General features: G+C 52.6%; 13 protein-coding genes. 4 read left to right on the top strand and 9 right to left on the bottom strand.

Annotation, left to right across the window (positions count from 1 at the left end):
• Positions 1 to 196: 196 nt before the first annotated feature.
• Together mscL and KTH_RS27500 are read right to left on the bottom strand one after the other, a co-directional pair.
• Positions 197 to 709, bottom strand: coding sequence for a large conductance mechanosensitive channel protein MscL (gene mscL, locus KTH_RS27505; RefSeq protein WP_497622089.1), 513 nt, complete (start codon positions 707 to 709; stop codon positions 197 to 199).
• Positions 710 to 984: 275 nt separating this feature from the next.
• Complete coding sequence (locus KTH_RS27500) at positions 985 to 3,417, bottom strand: endonuclease MutS2 (RefSeq protein ID WP_497622087.1); 2,433 nt, start codon at positions 3,415 to 3,417, stop codon at positions 985 to 987.
• Between the two features lie 752 nt (positions 3,418 to 4,169).
• Between KTH_RS27500 and KTH_RS27495 the strand changes: the two genes are divergently transcribed.
• Together KTH_RS27495 and KTH_RS27490 are read left to right on the top strand one after the other, a co-directional pair.
• Positions 4,170 to 4,604 carry a hypothetical protein gene (locus KTH_RS27495; protein ID WP_111324595.1) on the top strand — a complete coding sequence of 145 codons (435 nt, stop codon included), beginning with the start codon at positions 4,170 to 4,172 and terminating at the stop codon, positions 4,602 to 4,604.
• 161 nt (positions 4,605 to 4,765) lie between these two features.
• Positions 4,766 to 5,596: a zinc ribbon domain-containing protein gene (locus tag KTH_RS27490; RefSeq protein ID WP_497622085.1), complete on the top strand. Its 831-nt coding sequence runs from the start codon at positions 4,766 to 4,768 to the stop codon at positions 5,594 to 5,596.
• A 27-nt stretch (positions 5,597 to 5,623) separates the two neighbouring features.
• Here KTH_RS27490 and lepB (KTH_RS27485) read toward each other — a convergent pair whose 3' ends face one another.
• Both lepB (KTH_RS27485) and lepB (KTH_RS27480) read right to left on the bottom strand, forming a co-directional pair.
• The gene (gene lepB, locus KTH_RS27485) at positions 5,624 to 6,364 is read right to left on the bottom strand and encodes a signal peptidase I (protein WP_246046352.1); all 741 of its coding nucleotides are present in this window, start codon (positions 6,362 to 6,364) and stop codon (positions 5,624 to 5,626) included.
• 139 nt (positions 6,365 to 6,503) lie between these two features.
• A complete protein-coding gene (gene lepB / locus KTH_RS27480; RefSeq protein ID WP_111324593.1) occupies positions 6,504 to 7,127 on the bottom strand; it encodes a signal peptidase I in 624 nt (207 codons plus the stop codon).
• Positions 7,128 to 7,577: 450 nt separating this feature from the next.
• Here lepB (KTH_RS27480) and uvrA point away from each other — a divergent pair, with 450 nt between their 5' ends.
• Together uvrA and KTH_RS27470 are read left to right on the top strand one after the other, a co-directional pair.
• Complete coding sequence (uvrA, locus tag KTH_RS27475; protein WP_497622083.1) at positions 7,578 to 10,736, top strand: excinuclease ABC subunit UvrA; 3,159 nt, start codon at positions 7,578 to 7,580, stop codon at positions 10,734 to 10,736.
• Between the two features lie 423 nt (positions 10,737 to 11,159).
• Positions 11,160 to 12,404, top strand: coding sequence for an MFS transporter (locus KTH_RS27470; protein ID WP_497622081.1), 1,245 nt, complete (start codon positions 11,160 to 11,162; stop codon positions 12,402 to 12,404).
• Positions 12,405 to 12,438: 34 nt separating this feature from the next.
• On the opposite strand, the gene KTH_RS27465 is transcribed toward KTH_RS27470, so the two are convergent.
• The 5 genes from KTH_RS27465 to KTH_RS27445 form a co-directional block, all read right to left on the bottom strand.
• Complete coding sequence (locus tag KTH_RS27465) at positions 12,439 to 13,677, bottom strand: MraY family glycosyltransferase (protein WP_497622080.1); 1,239 nt, start codon at positions 13,675 to 13,677, stop codon at positions 12,439 to 12,441.
• 196 nt (positions 13,678 to 13,873) lie between these two features.
• Positions 13,874 to 14,737 (bottom strand): peptide chain release factor N(5)-glutamine methyltransferase, encoded by an 864-nt coding sequence (gene prmC, locus KTH_RS27460; protein ID WP_497622079.1) that lies wholly within the window; start codon positions 14,735 to 14,737, stop codon positions 13,874 to 13,876.
• A gap of 24 nt (positions 14,738 to 14,761) precedes the next feature.
• The gene (locus KTH_RS27455; RefSeq protein ID WP_111324588.1) at positions 14,762 to 15,154 is read right to left on the bottom strand and encodes a DUF2203 domain-containing protein; all 393 of its coding nucleotides are present in this window, start codon (positions 15,152 to 15,154) and stop codon (positions 14,762 to 14,764) included.
• A gap of 94 nt (positions 15,155 to 15,248) precedes the next feature.
• Positions 15,249 to 17,285, bottom strand: coding sequence for a WD40 repeat domain-containing serine/threonine protein kinase (locus tag KTH_RS27450; protein ID WP_497622077.1), 2,037 nt, complete (start codon positions 17,283 to 17,285; stop codon positions 15,249 to 15,251).
• 246 nt (positions 17,286 to 17,531) lie between these two features.
• Positions 17,532 to 18,494, bottom strand: coding sequence for a hypothetical protein (locus tag KTH_RS27445; RefSeq protein WP_111324586.1), 963 nt, complete (start codon positions 18,492 to 18,494; stop codon positions 17,532 to 17,534).
• Between the last annotated feature and the right edge of the window lie 270 nt (positions 18,495 to 18,764).

Raw genomic sequence — 18,764 nt, 5'->3', positions numbered from 1 at the left:
GAAAATCTCATGGATACAGGGGTCGTCAAGCCCAATATGGATACGAATGCAGATAATAACCTCTTGCTCTTCTTGACGTACCCCTGTCCAGTACAAGCTAACCTATAGGGAAGTTGGTAGAGCATAATTCCCTCAGGCAGTATACCTTTATTCACCCTGCCATGCAAGCAGTACAAAGAAGCTTCCCTGCCATGCCCTACCTGACTTCGGCTGGTGTCCCTTCTTCTGCGGGAGGAAGCTGAGCAGTACAATAGGCACAACGAGTTGCCTTCAACGGCACCTCGCTGAGACAGAAAGGACACTCCCGCTTCTCCGGTGCCTTCGGTTCCTCACGCGGCAAGAAACGATCCTGAAGCAAGGCAACCGGTCGCACCACAAAAAAGTATAACACAAAGGCAACAATCAAGAAGGAGATGAGCGCGTTCACAAAGTCACCAAAGGCGAAACGTTGCCCCTGATACTCCCAGAAAGCATTCTTAAAGTCCTGATTGAGGTGTAATGTCAATAAGGCCACGCCAATTAATGGCGAAATAAAATCTTTGACCAGACTGTCCACCACCCCGCTAAAGGCAGCTCCAATCACCACACCAACAGCCAGATCGACGACGTTTCCGCGTAGTATAAACTTCTTAAAGCCGCCCATTTCTCTGGTGCTGGCATTCCATCCTCGTTCCCCCCAGTTTCGCAATGTGCTAAAAGGCCGTTCCATGCTTGCTGCTTGCCTCCTTCTGGCTATGCTGCTGTTTGATTATGATACGAAGCAGAGAAAATTCGCGTTCCAAACTCTGCCTCCCTATACATTCGCATATAGCATAGCATAATCCAGAGCGGAATTCTATATATTATTGTTCAGCATTATAGCTTATTTGCAACATATGCAAGTAGATATTTTGAGCTTAACAAATAGGTTTTGAAGCAAACATGGAAGCATACAAAAAAAGAGCATCCTCGTGTGCAGGATGCTCTTTGTCTATTTGTCTCTCGTTACGCGCCCATCTTTACCACAGTCACACCGTCTCCACCTTCCGCCGGAGAGCCGGGAGTATACGACTTAACCAGCGGATGATGCGAGAGATGCTGCCGCACGGCTGTCCGCAGCGCTCCGGTTCCTTTCCCATGAATAATACGCACAAAAGGCATACCGGCCATTACCGCATTATTCAGATAAGCATCGAGCTCTTCAAGGGCGTCCTCGACGCGCCAGCCGCGCATATCCAGTTCCATCGGCACCTGCGGCCGTTCCTCTACGCTCGGCAGCACGATACTCGGTGCAACGCGTTCTTCCTTTGCCTGCCGCTTGCTCAGCCGCTCGATGTTATTCACATCTACCCGGAAGCGCATCGCTCCCATCTGAACTTCTGCTGTACTGCGATCAGCCGAGAGACTCACCAGTTCAGCCAGTTGCCCGAAGCTGAGCACACGCACGGTATCGCCAACCTGCAACGGTCCATCGATTTTCCGCACGCCGTCGTCCTTCTTTTGCTTGATTGGCTCAGGAACAGGTGCCACCTTCTCTTCAAGTCGCTGAGCTGTATTGCGCGCCTGATTCAAGCGCTCACGACTCAGAGTACCGCGATCAAGGCTAACCTTGACTTTCGCCAGCTTCGCCTGTACCTCTTGCAGTTCGCGTCGGGCCTGCGCCCGAGCCTCGTTCAGAATGCGAACTCGCTCCTCTTCAAGGCGATGGCGTTCCTCTTCCAGTTGCTTGCGCTGATATTCCGCTTCAGCACGCTCCATACTAAGATGATAACGCTCATCGGAGACAGCCTTGCGCTCCTCCTGCAAGCCTTCAAGCAGGTTCTCCATATGGACCCCGGCGCTACCGAGGAACTCGCGTCCACGCTCAATAATGCTCTCATCCAGCCCGAGACGCCGGGCAATCGCCAGCGCGTTACTGCGTCCGGGGACCCCGATACTCAGCTTATAGGTTGGAGACAGCGTCTCAAGATTAAACTCAACGGAGGCATTGGTCACGCCCGGCTCCTCATGGGCAAAGGCCTTGAGCTCAGTATAGTGCGTGGTTGCCACCGTCGTGACATGGCGTTCCAGCAGATAAGACAGAATCGCCCGAGCCAACGCCGAACCTTCGCTCGGGTCAGTGCCAGCACCAAGTTCGTCGAAGAGCACCAGCACCTGAGCAGGACGGCTGTTCTGCTTCAGCGTTTCGGCCAACCGCCCTTGAATATGAATCGTGTGCTCCTTCTGGATCTCATCAACGCGCCTCAGAATCTCAATGATACGACTCATATGAGAGGAGAAGGTGCTGAGACTCTGTTCAATACTCTGCTCATCTCCGATATCGGCTAACACATCTTCAAAGACGGCAATCTCAGAGTGCTCGTCAACCGGGATATGAAGCCCTGCCTGAGCCATAAGTGTGAGCAAGCCAACGGTTTTCAGGGCAACCGTTTTACCACCCGTGTTCGGGCCAGTAATCACGACCATAAAGAAGTCTTGCCCGATATGGAAATTCGTTGGAACCACTTTTCCGGTCAGTAATGGATGGCGGGCATTATGCAGATCAATGCGCCCTTCTTCGTTCAGCTTCGGCTCGCTGGAACGAGTCATCCGGCTATAGCGGGCCTTCGCCATATGCAGATCAAACTCGGCCAGGAGATCGACAACAACGCGCAACGCATCAACTTCTTTGCCAATCTCAGCAGAAAGCGCCCGGAGAATACGATCAACTTCCTGCCGCTCCTCAATCATCAGCTCTCTGACCTTGTTGTTCAGCTCAACAACCACCATTGGCTCAATAAAGACCGTGGCGCCGCTGGATGATTGATCGTGCACAATACCTCGCACATGGCCCTTGTTTTCTGCCTTAACCGGGATCACATAGCGATCATTCCGGATGGTGATAATCGGTTCCTGCAATACATTGCTATATTCGGAAACCAGATTCCGCAGTCGATCCTGCAAACGCTGATTGGCCCCACGAATATCAAAACGAATGCGACGCAGGGCCGGGCTGGCAGTATCCAGCACCTCGCCTTCCTCGCTGACAGTCATCTCGATACGCCGCGCGATCTGTGGTCGCTGAGGGATCGCACTTCCCAGATCATGCAGCAGCGGGAACTGCTCTGGATCGAGCTTTTCAAGTGCGCGAGCCACATTGAGTGAGCTGCGCACGGTATTCAGTATGTCAACAAGCTCTTTTGGAAGCAGGACACCATCCCGAGCAGCACGCGCCAGATGCGGGCGAATATCACGGGCCCCTCCCACGCCCACCTCAGGACGCAGGTCGATCAAGCGAACCGCCTCTGTCGTCGCAGCCAGACGGCGGCGAGCCTCCTCCAGATCAGTTGTTGGCTTTAGCTCCATCACCAGCTCTTTGCTGGCGGAAAAAGAAGCCTCTTTTGCTACCTTCTCTAAAATCTTGGGATATTCCAGTGTTACTAAACTCTTCTCGTGCATAAATGTGTGGATGTGTCCTTTACATGAATAAGCGCCCGGAGGAGGGCGCACTTGCACCAGTCATTCAAATACGAAAGCAACTTCATTCCACCCGGCAACAACACCGGAGGATTCTTCTTTCAACCACATGGCTTGCTCGCCTGCCAATCCCCTGACAGCGAGGAGAGGCCATGTGTTCAGAAGCATTTCACAGGCATAGCTCGCAGATTTTCTACCTGCTCAACGGTACCAATCCTGCTCTTTCTCCTTTTGCCGGGATATCCGAGTTCTGGTCACAATCTCATACCACGGCATGCCTACAAGGATTCATTGAGGTGATCTACACGCAGAACATCTCTGGCTCGTCTCTGCTGTGTTAGGATACAGAAGGCCTTCCTTCCTGTCAAGAGGAGAATACAATCAAACGACTTTCTGTTTTTCTTATCGGCAAACACTGAAAGCAACTGTACCAGAAAGCGATAAAAAAAGAACGTTGCTCTTTCTCAACCCATTTGAAAAGCAATTGATGTCTCACGGGGTAGACTCAGCCACCCTCGTGCCCGCGTCCTTCTGCGGACAATCCTTTTCCTCCGCCATGAAGGGCAGCAGCATTCTTTGTAAAGATACCATATCCAGCCAGACAGAGCAATATTACTCTGCTTCTCAGAAGAAAACGGGGAGATGGAACTTCCAGCCAGGCTCAATCGTATTAGAAGAAGCCGGGCTCTCTCGTATTGTCTGAGTCAGCGACAGAAGATTGGAGTTGCAGCATTATGATTCTCCATGTCGGAGAGCGTGTCTTCTGGGGGGCACCTGAAGTCATCTACCTGGAAGGCACCATTAAGGCAGTCAATGAAGATGAACAAACGGTGATCGTACATATTGAGCGAGCAACACCGCATTCAGCTCATCTCATTGATAGTGAGCTCCCGTTCGCCGCTAATGGCGTCAAGCCTCTCAAAGGGGACAGTCCCCCGGGCACGACAGCCCAGCGTAGTCTTGAAACGCCTCCTCCTTTGATAATGAGTGACGATGAAAAAGTGTTACGAGGGGCAGCCGTTGCCGTGCATGAACGGTATGGCTACAATCTCCCTGAAGTTCAGGAACGCGGCCTGATCCGACAGGTCGCTCAGATCATCAACGATGATCCGGCCATGCGTCAACAAATAATCACATCAATGGACGAGATACTGAAACGTCAACAGTAAGGGGCCAGCATCCTTTTGCTGGCACTTTTTATAACACATCCAACCGGAATATCTATTCCCTATTTTGCGCTCGAATAAGCTGGACGAAAAGCGCACTTCATCATATACTTAAAAAAAGCCACTCTTTACGCCCTATAAAATCAGAAAATGGTGACAAAAGCATGAAATGTACACAATGTGGAGAATCGCTACAACCTGATGCCCGCTTCTGTCCGAAGTGTGGGGCCACCGTTAATATTCCGTCGTCCTATCCGTTTGTTGAGCATGACGCACCGACTCAGATGTACGAGCGGACAACGCAAGGACCGTGGAATACACCGCAACACAATCCAGCCTGGGCCAGTGAGCAAACCACACCGCATCCCGCCCCGGCCCCAACCCCACAGACACCTGACGCGCAGTCACAACGCCCGGAGCAGCCTCATATACAACCCCGCCAGAAGAAGAAACCCAATCGGCTCGGGTGCACGCTCGGCTGCCTTACTATCCTGGTACTGATTATCGCCAGCCTGATCGCCGCATGGGTCTTCGCCATTCGTCCCTACGCGCACAACATGGCTTATGATCTGATGGATCAGGCACTCACCAGGGCAGAACAGAACATTCCATCGGGAGCAAACCTTCCACCAACCGGACTCGTGGAGATACCTCCTTTCCATGTTACCGAGAATACATTGAACAATATGATCGTTCTGAATATGCCTGCAAACAGTCCTATAGCAGCCCCAACCGCGAGCATTACCCCTTCAGGTGTTCGCCTGTCCTTTACGGCATTTGGCACTTCTAACGCGGTTAGCTGCGTTCCGATTGTACAAAACGGCCATCTCAAGGCCAGTAACGTTACCGTGGAGGGACCATTCGGGCTCATCATGTCAGCAGATGAGATAACCTCGTTGATTAATAAGCACTTCCAGACAATCGAGAACCGTATCCAACGCCCCATTCAAAGCATTCAGCTCAAGCAAGGGGAAGTAGAACTGAAGATCCGCTAACCCCCAGAAAAGGGACGACGCCGGAGATTACCGGCGTCGTTTACGTATAACAGTGACACATCCAGATAAAGCCAGAGCATACAGGACATCATGATTCATAGGCATATCGCCTGTATTCATTCCACCTGTATCCGATTGCGCCGTATTCCGCACGGGGCAAGTCATCCCTTTGCTCCCCGAAGGGGGCGCAGGAACATTATCAAAGACAGAGGAATAGTTCTTTATCAGCCCGTTGTTATCCTGCCCGAGCGGCCAGTACACCAGTGTCGCCAGACCAATCACGTTCCCTCTGGGTACACACCCCCAATCTCGCGAGTCAGAGCTTCCAGCCCGGTTATCTCCAAGTACAAAGTAGGTATCTGGAGGGATCAGCATATTCGTAATCGGCCTGGGATACGGATTTCCCTGTCGCTTTGGATCAACGTATGTCTCCTGCAAGGGCTTGCCGTTGACGATCACGGTTGTATCCTGAATGGTAATCACATCGCCCGGGACACCGATCACGCGCTTGATATAATCCTGTGTGGGATCGGGAGGAGCTTTGAAGACAATCACATCTCCACGGGCGGGCTGACGAAAGAGATAAGACCACTTGTTGACAAGGACTAGCTCCTTATTATGAAGGCCCGGTTCCATGCTCATCCCGTCAATGTTAAAGTTCTGGACTGCCAGACGAATAATCAGAAACATCAAAATGGTCAGGACAATCGTTTCGATGATCTCTCTGGCAAGTCTGAAGCGTTTTTCAAAATCGAGTTCTATTTCCACACTGTATCCTCAACTCATTGGGCTTTATTATGCATACTATATCAAATGGCATCACGCAGTATCAACGCATGAGACAATATTTTCCCCTATCTGGCTATACCAATCTAATTGTATACTGAATTATGCCATCATGAAAATACTAAGGGCTTCTATTTCCGGTATTAACAGGAAGAATATGGTTTTGAACGCCTGCAAAGACTGAAGAGACATCCTGTAAGAAGCCGCTGTTATCCTGGTTGATAGGCCAGTAGACCATCACTGCGCGTCCGATAAGATTCTTGCGCGGCACAAAGCCCCATGAGCGGGAATCATAGCTGTCGATTCGGTTGTCACCCATTACAAAATAGCTATCCTTCGGTACTATCAGGCTATGGATCTGCTTATCACCCGGAGCCGCTCCCATGCGCCTCGGCTCCACATAAAACTCATGCAAACGGACGCCATTCACCGTCGCCCTGCCGTTCTCAATCGAGATTACATCGCCAGGAAGCCCGATAATGCGCTTCACATAGTTCATATTCGGCTGTGGAGGGGCAACAAACACGACCACATCTCCGCGCTGTGGTTCCCGGAAGAGGTAACTGATCTTATCAACTAACATGCTTTCATTATTATGGAGCTGCGGTTCCATGCTTGGTCCGATCACATCAAAGCGCTGCAACGCACAATTGAAAGCCAGCAGCAACAACAGGAGAACGAAGAGAAACTCAACACACCAACTGATGAGGCGAATACTTGTCTTCTTTCGTACTGTTGCTATCATGCTCTCACCCTTATTGAATAGCTAGACAACCTGATCTATTGCAAGCCTGCTTACAGAACTGATTTCATTGTAATTTGCTACAACAAATGCCCTACCAGATTGATAAATCCATTTCTGCCTATCTATTACACTGGGAATATTCGCTGCTAGCTTCACTGTTTTCATAAGAGGTTATAAAAGGGTTTGGGAGAGCCAATCCTTTCACTTCTTTCGCTCTCAATGTATACAGGCGAGAAGATACTTCGGTTGCACCTCAACAGAAGCAGCAAAACAGGAACGCAGCTTCACGCAATAGTCATGAGCTACAAGTCCTCTCCTCTTGACTCGTAGCCGCCTGTAGTGTAGTGTTAAGTGGAACGTTTGTATCAAAACGAGGGCTTTCTTTTTTCGTTCACCAACTTGCTCACTCTAAAATGCCAATGATGTACAGGGATGGATGGTTAGAATGCTATGCCACAAGATAAAATTGTTATACGAGGCGCACGTGAACACAACCTCAAAAATATAGATGTGGTCATTCCTCGTGATAAGCTGGTCGTGATTACCGGTCTTTCCGGCTCTGGAAAGAGTAGTCTGGCCTTTGACACCATTTTTGCCGAGGGACAGCGCCGCTACGTCGAGTCGCTCTCTGCCTATGCCCGCCAGTTCCTGGACAAAATGGAAAAGCCCGACGTTGATCATATTGACGGTCTCTCTCCGGCCATCTCGATCGATCAGAAGGGGGCAACGCATAACCCGCGCTCAACGGTCGGCACGGTCACCGAGATTTATGACTATCTTCGTCTGCTCTATGCCCGTGTGGGTCATCAGCACTGCCCCAAATGCGGGCGGGAAGTCAGCCAGCAAACGCTACAGCAGATTGTTGACGCGGTACTCAGCCTGCCAGAAGGCTCACGAATCATGCTGCTTGCACCACTGGTACAGGGACGCAAGGGCGAATACAAGAATGTCTTTGAGGAGATGCGTCGCTCTGGCTATGTCCGTGTCCGCGTCGATGGCGAGATTCGTGACCTCAGTGAAGAGATTGAGCTTGATAAGCAGAAGAAACACACCATTGAGGTTGTCGTTGACCGCCTGATCATCCGCAAACAACCCAGACAGAACGAGTCAAACGGACAGAAAATGGTAGCCGAGCGTCCTGCCCTCTATGAGGTCAAAACGCAGCAGCCAGAGGTAACAGCGGAGCATGTGGACCCGGCCTTCCGGCAGCGCCTTTCGGACTCACTGGAAACGACGCTGAAGCTCGGCAATGGCGTTGTGCTGGTCTCGGTTATCGGTGGTGAAGAGATCCTCTTCTCCGAGAAGGCAGCCTGCGTCTATTGTGGTATCAGTCTGCCGGAAATCGCGCCCCGTACGTTCAGCTTTAATAGCCCGCATGGCGCCTGTCCAACCTGTACCGGTCTGGGCACACAACTTGAGATTCACCCGGAATTGATCGTGACCCATCCAGAACTCAGCATTCTGGACGGCGCTATTGCTCCCTGGAGCAAAGTCATGAACGGCAGCCAGTGGTACAGTGCGATCATGGAAGCAATGGCCCAGCGCTATCACTTTGATCTGCATACACCCTGGCAGGAAATCGACTCCGCTATCCAGCAGAAGATACTCTATGGTGACAATGAGCCGCTGACCATCCGCTATACGCCTCAGCATGGCAACACCCGCAATTATACGGTCAATTTTGAAGGGGTCATTCCGCAACTCGATCGCCGCTACAAACAGACAGAGAGCGAGAGCGTCCGCGAAGAAATTGAGGGCTATATGGCAGCTCGCATCTGTCCCGATTGTCATGGTGCCCGCTTGAAACCGGAGGCCCTGGCTGTCACCGTTGGCGGCTACAATATTGTTCAGGTGACCAGCCTCTCGATCGTCCATGCTCAGCGCTACTTTCAGGAGCTAGAAGCCGAGACAGAGGCGGGCAACAACGGGTACAATAGCCCACAACAGCTTCTGCAAAACTCGGTGGTCACCTCGGGCAAGAAGAAAAAGAATGGGAAGGCCAATGAAAGTCTGCTCGGCGATCCGCTGGCAAAAATCGATACTCGTGGGCCGCTGGTCAAGACCACATTGACGCCGCGCGAGCGCATGATTGCCCGCCAGGTGTTGAAAGAGATTCGCGCCCGGCTCCAATTCCTGATTGACGTCGGTCTCGACTATCTGACGCTCAACCGTGCAGCCGCCAGTCTCTCGGGAGGCGAGGCACAGCGCATTCGTCTTGCAACACAGATCGGCTCTGGGCTGATGGGCGTGCTCTATATCCTTGACGAGCCAAGTATTGGCCTGCATCAGCGCGACAACGAGCGCCTGATCAAAACGCTGGTTCGGCTACGCAATCTGGGCAATACCTTGCTGGTTGTTGAGCATGATGAGGATACCATGCGCACCGCCGACTATATCATTGATATTGGTCCTGGAGCGGGTGAGCATGGTGGACATGTGGTCGCACAGGGAACCTATGATGAAATCGTCGCGAACCAGAACTCGTTAACCGGTGATTATCTCTCACGGCGCAAACGTATCGCGCTCCCAGAACAGCGGCGCCCGGGCAATGGGCACGAACTGGTGATCAAGGGCGCCCGCGAGAACAACCTGAAAAACATTGATGTTGAGATCCCGCTTGGCAAGTTCGTTGTGATTACCGGCGTCTCTGGCTCGGGCAAGAGTACGCTGATTACCGATATTCTGTATCGGAAACTGGCACATACCTTTCACAGAGCGCATGAGCGCCCGGGACAGCATGACGCCATTGAGGGGCTTGAGCACCTGGATAAGGTCATTGATATTGATCAGTCGCCGATTGGTCGGACGCCGCGTTCCAATCCTGCCACCTATACGAACGCCTTTACCGGCATCCGCGAACTGTTCGCTCAGGTGCCCGAGGCGCGTATGCGAGGCTATACACCCGGTCGTTTCTCCTTTAACGTCAAGGGAGGACGCTGTGAAGCCTGTAAGGGTGAAGGTATTGTACGCATTGAAATGAACTTCCTGCCAGATGTCTATGTTCCCTGTGAGGTCTGTCATGGCAAGCGCTATAACCGTGAGGCGCTGGAGATCCACTACAAAGGGAAAAGCATCGCCGATGTGCTGGACATGACGATTGAAGAGGCAATGGAGTTCTTCTCGAACGTCCCATCCGTGCACAACAAGATGAAAACGCTCTACGATGTCGGTCTTGGCTATATGCGTCTGGGACAGCCGGCAACCACGCTTTCCGGCGGAGAAGCGCAGCGCGTCAAGCTGGCAACCGAGCTCTCAAGGCGGGCCACGGGCCGCACGCTATATATTCTGGATGAACCCACAACCGGGCTTCACTTCGCCGATGTGGACCGCTTACTTCAGGTGCTACAGCGTCTGGTCGATAACGGCAATACGATTGTTGTGATCGAACATAATCTAGACGTGATCAAAAGCGCCGACTGGATCATTGATCTGGGGCCAGAGGGCGGCGACAATGGCGGCGAAATCGTTGCAACGGGCACACCGGAGGATGTGATGCAGAATGAGCGTTCCTACACCGGCTACTTCCTGAAGCGTCATCTTGAGCAAGAAGGACAGTTTCACCAATCGGAAGAAGCGTTACCTGGAAGCGCTGGAAGGCCCCTGGCTTGAGCCTTGAGGATGCAAGGCGCATTTGTATTCTCGGAACGAGAGAACGCGAATCTCGCTTGACTGGATATCTCATCTGTGTTATGCCCTTTTTCCTGAACTGGTACCGTCGGGCAGACGGGAACCGACGAGTTTCCCTCATCAAACGCTTCTGGACAGCATGCCTCTACGGGTCATCACGCTACGGTGACTTGCAAGCATGCTGGCTGAATGAAGAATCCCACGGCTGAAGCCGTGAGGAGTGTCAACGCATCAGGCTGAAACCTCTAAGAAAAGGCTACCTGGTTCTTCCTGGTGGCCTTTTTCTTTTCCCTCACGACGCTCAATCGAAAGAACTACAACATTCTATCCCCATCCAGCGTACAAGCAGTAAAGTCAGCAAGAGGCCCCACCATCATTCATCAGCCAAAGGAGAAGAAACGCTCTATGTATACACATGAACCAGAGCAGCAAGCCGGTATCACCCCAGAAGCGCCCCCCGGGCAAACCAATTCACAACGCACACTACACATTCTGATCCTGCTCACCGCCAGTATGACACTGCTTATGACCGGGCATGGAATCGTACTTCCTATTTTCGGGAAACGCCTCGGCGAAATGGGAGCAGGTGTCACCGAGCTTGGCTTTATGACGATGGGCTTTTCGCTGGCTCAATTTCTCATCTCACCTCTTATGGGTAAGTGGGCCGATAGTCTGGGACGCCGTCCCTTGATCCTGCTCGGCCTGGCAGGCTTCGCCTTCTCGAATATCGCGTTCCTGCTGGCGCAATCGCCCCTTGCATTCATTATCATCCGCACCATTGAGGGGTTTATTTCCGCGGCACTGCTTCCCGCCTCTATGGGAGTGATTGCCGATATTGTTCCCGAACACCAGCGAGCCCGCTGGACAGGGCTCGTCATGGGGGGGTATACTGCTGGCTTCATACTCGGGCCTCTACTCGGGGGTGTTATCTTCGACCACTGGGGCTATGCAGCGCCCTTCGCCATTTCGGCTGGTCTGGCATTTCTGGCTACACTCACCGCCCTGGTTCTGGTACCGGAGACTCGCCAGAACGAGAAACAAGTACCTATGCAGCGCAAGCAGGGATTTTTCGCTTCCCTGCCAAACCCGCTCTTTCTGTTCATTTGCATGCTGCTGATGGACTTTACGATTGTCTTCGGGTTCGCCTTTATTGAGCCACAGATGACCTTCTATCTATACGATCAGATGCATTTCTCATCAACCGAGTTCGGCGCGATCGTCGGCACCTATGGGCTGGCAATGCTGATCGGACAGATGGCACTCGGCTCAGTAAGCGATAAAATCGGGCGCAAATGGCCGGTCGTATTCGGACTACTGTTTGACTGCGTGCTTTATCTGGGGCTAATCCTGCTGCATAATGTCTACTTGATGTTTGCCGCGTCACTGATTGCGGGTTTGGGTGCCTCACTGGTCTCTCCCGCACTCAGCGCTGCCTACCTTGATATGGCCGACGAGGATCACCGCGCTCAGACAATGGGTGTACGCAGTTCAATCACCGCGCTTGGCGGAGTCCTCGGGCCCCTGCTCTCAACGATTCTGAGCAAAGTAGTTGGAGCACACGCCATCTTTGCCATTGCATGCGGGCTCACACTGTTTAACTCGCTGCTGGCGCTCCTGACCCTGCGGAATACACGTCCCTCACGCACCTGAAAAAAGGCTCCCTGCTAGCAGGGAGCTTTTGATTTTAGGCTGAATGAGATTGCTCACGCTTTCGCTCAACCGCAGACGTACCGGCGGTCTTCTCTTTCGGGCCTTGCTGCAAACGCTTTCGTTTCAAGCTCTCCAGCCAGAACACCAGCACCGTCATGGTAATACCGACCAGAATCAGGCCGCCGATTTTGAGCGGGCGTGGCAAGCTCAGGGCAAGCACTCCAAACATGATCGTCAGCCCGTAGAAGATGAAACAGATCTGCTTGGGATTGAGTCCGGTTGCCAGCAAGCGATAGTGAAGATGTGACGAGGTATCATGCTGTGCAGCCGAAACACCCTTGCGCAAGCGCCCCACAATCACAATTGCGACATCCAGAATAGGGATACCAAGTACCATCAACGCCAGCGCGACCTTTGCTCCCCCCATAACCGAAAGCACTGCCAGCATAATGCCCAGAAACTGCGAGCCACTATCACCCATAAAAACCTTTGCCGGGTTCCAGTTGTGCGGCAAGAATCCCAGAACAGCCCCGGTAAAGATGGCAGATAGCGTACAGATCGTGTACTGCTTCAGTTGCCAGCAGATAATACAGATAAAGATGCCAGTGATCGCTACAACTCCTCCGGCCAATCCATCCAGACCATCGATGAAGTTGACGGTATTCATCATACCTGCGATCCAGAACCATGTAACCAGTACCGCCGGGATCGCCAACCACGTAATGTCGGGGGAGTGGATAAAAATAGAGATGATCGAATCACGATACCAGGGAAGATCCTGTCCGGGAGGCGGATTCACTACCCCGAAGGGGTTACTGAAACCAAAGAGAATAACCCCGTAAAAATGCCAGTTCCAGGGTCCCAGGATAATGATAACGGCCAGAGTTTGGAAAATCAGCTTTGTAAGCGGCTTCAAGCCACGCACATCATCATAGGCATGAACGGCGACTATCAATGTCGATGCAGCCAGTAAGAGCCAGAACCGTATTTTTTCTTCGGGCTGGACGCCAGGATAGGTCACGTAAAACAGCAGAGCAGCGATCACAAACGCAAGAAACATCGCCACACCACCCAGGCGAGGCGTCGGCGTTGTGTGTATTCTCGTTCTTTCAACTGTCGAGCGATCAAGCAGCCCAAACTTGCGGCAAAAAAAGATCACTCCGTATGTCAGAAGGTAGGATAAGACGCAGGCGGCGGCTGCTCCTCCCAGTACCAGAAACAAATTTGCCGGAAAACCTAACTCGGTTTGAGCTTGCACAATACTCAGGGTCATTAGAGACTCCTTTAAAAAACTCCACTCTCCCGACTGCGTGGCACATCATCTCCCCGGGCTCCTGAAGGCCCACAAAGACATGCAGCACGGGAATCACCAGACACTGACCACCCTCAGCTTCACCTTGCCCACGATTATACGGCCTCACATAAGGGAACGCAAATATACCGGCAAAACATGGTACTACCTGGCACATTTAAGGATGAGCGATTACAACGACTCGATCCCACCCGGCATAGTCCTGGCGCGTTGTCACTATCACCTCCGGGCAAAGCGACTGCACTATCTCGGTGACAGCGCTGGCCTGTTGATAGCCGATTTCCAGCACGACTACCCCTCGAGGCCTGAGTTTCCCGCTCGTAAAGACTTCATGCAAAAAGCGCCGCAGCAAATCCAGCCCCCGAGGTCCACTGAACAAAGCCAGATGCGGTTCATAGTCATACACGTCGCGATCTAACTGCTCCTCGGTGCCTACATAGGGCAAATTTGCCGTAAGCACATCGACCGGTTGCGGCAGCGGCTCGGTCAGATCTCCCTGTAACCAGTGTACCCGTTGCTCAATATGATGTAGCTGCGCATTCTCTTGCGCCACCTGCAACGCTTCCGCCGATATATCAACAGCATACATGGAGCCAATGGCCGGTTCTTCCAGCAGCAGCGTAATGGGGATAATGCCGCTGCCAGTGCCAATATCAGCCACAATGGGAGCGATGCCCGTCTGTAGCTTCTGCCTGATTTGCTGCAATCCCTCATCAATCAGGATCTCAGTCTCTGGCCGCGGGATCAGCACCCGAGGATCGACCAGAAATGTACGCCCATAGAACTCCCGCCGCCCGATCAGATATGCGACAGGCTCCCCTTTCGCTCGCCGCTCAATCAGCAAAGAGAAGCGCTGCTCCTGTTCTGAGGTCACTTCCCGCTCTGGATATGCATACAGCACGGCAAGCTCAACCCCCAGAACGTGACAGAGCAACACCTGCGCATCACGCCTTGCGCCTGTCTGTCCGGCCCGGCTTAGCGCCTGCGTTGCTCGTCGTAAGGTCTCCTGAATTGTTGCCATTTCTCGACTCACGCCATATGATAGTTATAGTGGTTGCCGCCCGGCGAATCCTGTATCGAGGTGGTGCCAGAATGCAATATGTTCTTCGCCCAGATGCCAGCAAAGGTAGACAGCCTGCCCATTGCGTAAGCTCAAAAAATCAACAAGGCCGAGCTCTGGATCTTTTAGCTCGCACCCAAAGGACTGAACTTTCTCGATCAGATCCCGTAAGGTATCAATGCTTTCACCCACCTCATCATGCAGCTCAGCGATTCGCGTGAGCAGTCCATGTCCGTTGCCCATCGCCTTGATTTGCAGTTGAGCAAGCTCTTCCTCAAAGGCTCGCACCTTCTTATACTGATCTCGAAGCTGGCTTAAAACGATTGTCAGTGCCGGGAGCAGGGCTTCAGCCTCTTCCCGTGTAAAGTAGCGGGGCATTTCTCACCTCTTATAGATACTCTATGCGCTGTTGTTCAGCTCACCAGACACTCACCTCTCCGACATTATAACAGTTTTCGACTCACCATAAAAACTAGCGCACACGCCAGATCCTCACGGTTTTATCCCAAGAGGCCGAGATCACGCGGGAGCTATCGGGCAACCAGACGACCGAACGCACAGCGTCACGATGGCCTTCCAGTGTTAACGTATCGCTACCCGGCTGTGCGCTCCATACCTGGATAGTCCTGTCATCACCTGCGGAGGCCAGCAAACGCCCGTCAGGAGACCAGGCAACCGTGTATACAAAATCGCTGTGCCCATAGTAGGTATAGGGATGATCGCCATTGCTGGCATCAAAGATCCACACAGTCTTATTGTCACAGGCAACCGCAAGCCGCTCCCCATCTGGAGACCAGGACAGCGAGCGCCCGAGCGTGTTAAACGGGCGAAACGTAGAGAGTAGCGCGCCAGTTATCGGGTTCCAGATCTGCACGGTTCCATCCGCGCTCACCGAAGCGATACGCTTCCCATCGGGTGACCAGCGAAGATGAAAGATCAGGCCAGTATGGCGCTTGAAATGGGTTCGTACCTCGCGGGTTTTCGTGTCCCAGATCTGCACCGTGGTATCCGCACCACCCGAAGCAATATACTGACCATCAGGCGACCAGGCAAGCGACCAGACAAAGCCCTGATGCCCATGATAGTGCAGCGGATAATACCCCGTCAGTGCATCCCAAACCTGCACGGTTCCATCATAGCCACAGGAGGCAATTCGCTTCCCATCCGGGCTCCAGGATACAGCATACACACTATCACTGTGCCCATCATAGGCAATGAGCGGAGCCCCATCCCTGGTCTGCCAGACACGCACCAGGGCATCAGCACCACCTGAAGCACAATATTGTCCATCCGGCGAGCAATCGACAGTCCAGAGCCGGTCTGTATGCTGAGCAAAGGTCAACACGGTTGTAGAGCGCACATTCATGGTCGGGCTTGACGGCGGAACCGCGCGTCGATTCCGGGCATACAGAGTAAAAAGTCCTGCACCTCCAAGCACTACCAGACCAAGCGTCCCCACTCCAGCCAGAGCAGCCCGGCGTGAGATCCGTTTGGGAGACTCTCCTTGCACAGTCATCAGCTCGTCGGGCAGAGGAACCGTTTCGTCAGGAGTCGTCTCGGGCAGAACGCGGGGAAAGTGCGAAGCAGCCTCAAGCGATGGAGCAAGCACATGCACATCTCCCAATCCCCTTTTGCCTCTCAGGTGGGGTCTGGCTTTATGTCCCCCGAGCGACAAATAACCCGGGACCGCATCACAGGATGCCTGTTCCAGCGCCTCTGCAAATGCCAGCACAGAAGGGTAACGCTGGTGTGGATCCTTTGCCAGCGCTTTCATAATAACCGCCTCAACCACCTCTGGAATGGCGTGAACCTTCTCTCGTAAGGATGGAGGAGGCGTCAGGGTATGTTTGACCGCTACCTCGGTAAATGTTCCCTCAAATGGACGCGCTCCCCCAAGCCACTCATAGGCAACTACCGCCAGTGCATATTGATCGCTGGCCGGTATCGCCCGTGATTGCATCTGCTCCGGAGCCATATAAGCAATCGTTCCGGCCAGATCCTGAATCCCCTCTGTGCTCATATAGCGCGTCCCCTGTGAGACAAGCGCTATTCCAAAATCACTTAACAGAATCTCATTGTTGCGCCCTATGAGCATATTTTCCGGCTTGACATCACGATGGATAATATTACGCTCATGCGCATGCTGCAAAGCCTCCGCAACCTGCCTTACATAGGATGCAACAGTGTCCAGAGGCAGGACAGAGCCTTTCGGGTGCCGTTTGCGCAAGGTGCCACTCGGCGCGTAATCGATCACCAGAAACGGCGTTGCACCCTCAATGCCAAACTCCAGCACCCGAATAATATGCGGATGCGCCAGACGAGCAACGGTCCGTGCCTCAATACGAAACTTTTCGCGCTCTTCATCAGACAGTTGCGTATGCATCACTTTAATTGCAGCCAATGTATCCAGATAAATATGTTCTCCCAGATACACTTCTGCGAACCCTCCCTGCCCGATTAGACGGAGCAGGCGATAATTCCCGAGCTGTGATCCGATGCGATCAGCCATACCTCCCCTCCTTGCATCTTCCCATCTTTGGCATGACGGGCGGGTAGCCAAACAAAAACAGGGATAGGAATAGTTTCATCAAATAATCCACAACCACACAAGAAAACAAAACACAGAAAATGCTCTTCATCCCGTGAAACGATCCCAGAGCGCTTCAGAAAATACATACGAGCAAGAAAAAAGAGCATCCTTCTAGATGAACGCCAGCATCGGTCTATTTTTCTTCTTCCATCTCAAACAGTCCGCCTAGAGCAACCAGACACGGGCATGCTTGAAGCTGGCGAGTGCCTCCTCATCCTTCCCATAGACAATCAGGCCAATCTGCCCGCTCTGCAACGTCTGATCTGTGACTACCGTTACCGGTTGCTCATTGACCAGCAGCTTGATCTCGTTTCGCAGCATCGCGACCGCAAGGCGATTCTCGCTCCCCATACGAAACGGGCTGGCTTTTCCAATGGCCAATATTTGCGCGGATTGACCCACACCGTTATAGAGCAATAGCGCAAAATTCCCTTCCCGATTGAGCAAAAAAGTATAATACCGTTCTCCGGTCTCGTCACCGCGAAAAGTCAGGCCCGCCGCCTCTCCCTTCACCAGAGAGAATGTGACTTCATAGGTACAATTGCTGAAGTTGGTCGCTGTAGCGGGGCAGGTTGTATAAAAACCTCCAGCAGCAGCGCTCACCAGATATGCCCCCTGCTCAAAGCGGCAATGCTCGTTACTGACCCATCCATTCCCCTGACTCGCATCCTGCAATGGATCATTCAGCTTTAAACTGGTGCTAAAAGGATAGGTTTCTAACGACACGACGGTTGCAGATACGTCCATCTGTTTTCTGCCACCAAGCCCCGGCAACATACCCCCAATGGGATCACTGAACAACAGAAAGCTTCCTCCAATAATCGCACTGAGCAATACCAGAACCAGCACGATCAGCAAAAGGAGAGCCCTCCGCCCCTCTTGCTGCTCTCTCGGTTTCACGATCACACCTGATCTTGCCTGCGTACCCGGTATGCTGACAGGAATATACTGTGATGACGGTATAGCGCTCATGGGAATCGACCGAGGTATGATGCCGGGACGACTGACAAACGACGGAACCTGGCTTTGCGGCATCGCACCGGGTAACTGACGCGGTCCTACACCAGATGGAGGCACAGGCCACGAGGACGGAGGCACCTGACACGGAGCTTCATAGATTGGCTGCATCGATATGCTCCCCCTGCTTCTTTGCGACAGAGGAGAAAAGGCCCGATGCCCTTGCATCCGTGGCCCTCGCGGAAACTGACTATCAGGGACATTGTTCATTGCTGAAAACACCTCCCACTTCTACCTATCCCAAACAACCCTCTTATGAACTGATCGCCCTGTCAAGAGGAGAAAGAAAGCATCCTCGTCGGAGGAGCACCTTCTAGCTCAACTATAGCATAGAATACCGGCAATGTCATTGAAAAAGGACACTTTTCTCAATTGCCGGTA

Source organism: Thermosporothrix sp. COM3 (genome assembly GCF_059696735.1).
Note: the sequence above shows the minus strand (reverse complement) of the source record. Positions and strands in the feature narration are given on the sequence as shown.

What these genes read in the sequence shown, in the direction of transcription:
- KTH_RS27490 (WP_497622085.1), top strand. Translation starts at nt 4,766, where the DNA reads ATGAAATGTACACAATGTGGAGAATCGCTACAACCTGATGCCCGCTTC.
- KTH_RS27465 (WP_497622080.1), bottom strand. Translation starts at nt 13,677, where the DNA reads ATGACCCTGAGTATTGTGCAAGCTCAAACCGAGTTAGGTTTTCCGGCA.
- KTH_RS27470 (WP_497622081.1), top strand. Translation starts at nt 11,160, where the DNA reads ATGTATACACATGAACCAGAGCAGCAAGCCGGTATCACCCCAGAAGCG.
- KTH_RS27445 (WP_111324586.1), bottom strand. Translation starts at nt 18,494, where the DNA reads ATGCAGCCAATCTATGAAGCTCCGTGTCAGGTGCCTCCGTCCTCGTGG.
- prmC (WP_497622079.1), bottom strand. Translation starts at nt 14,737, where the DNA reads ATGGCAACAATTCAGGAGACCTTACGACGAGCAACGCAGGCGCTAAGC.
- uvrA (WP_497622083.1), top strand. Translation starts at nt 7,578, where the DNA reads ATGCCACAAGATAAAATTGTTATACGAGGCGCACGTGAACACAACCTC.
- KTH_RS27455 (WP_111324588.1), bottom strand. Translation starts at nt 15,154, where the DNA reads ATGCCCCGCTACTTTACACGGGAAGAGGCTGAAGCCCTGCTCCCGGCA.
- KTH_RS27495 (WP_111324595.1), top strand. Translation starts at nt 4,170, where the DNA reads ATGATTCTCCATGTCGGAGAGCGTGTCTTCTGGGGGGCACCTGAAGTC.
- KTH_RS27500 (WP_497622087.1), bottom strand. Translation starts at nt 3,417, where the DNA reads ATGCACGAGAAGAGTTTAGTAACACTGGAATATCCCAAGATTTTAGAG.
- mscL (WP_497622089.1), bottom strand. Translation starts at nt 709, where the DNA reads ATGGAACGGCCTTTTAGCACATTGCGAAACTGGGGGGAACGAGGATGG.
- lepB (WP_111324593.1), bottom strand. Translation starts at nt 7,127, where the DNA reads ATGATAGCAACAGTACGAAAGAAGACAAGTATTCGCCTCATCAGTTGG.
- KTH_RS27450 (WP_497622077.1), bottom strand. Translation starts at nt 17,285, where the DNA reads ATGGCTGATCGCATCGGATCACAGCTCGGGAATTATCGCCTGCTCCGT.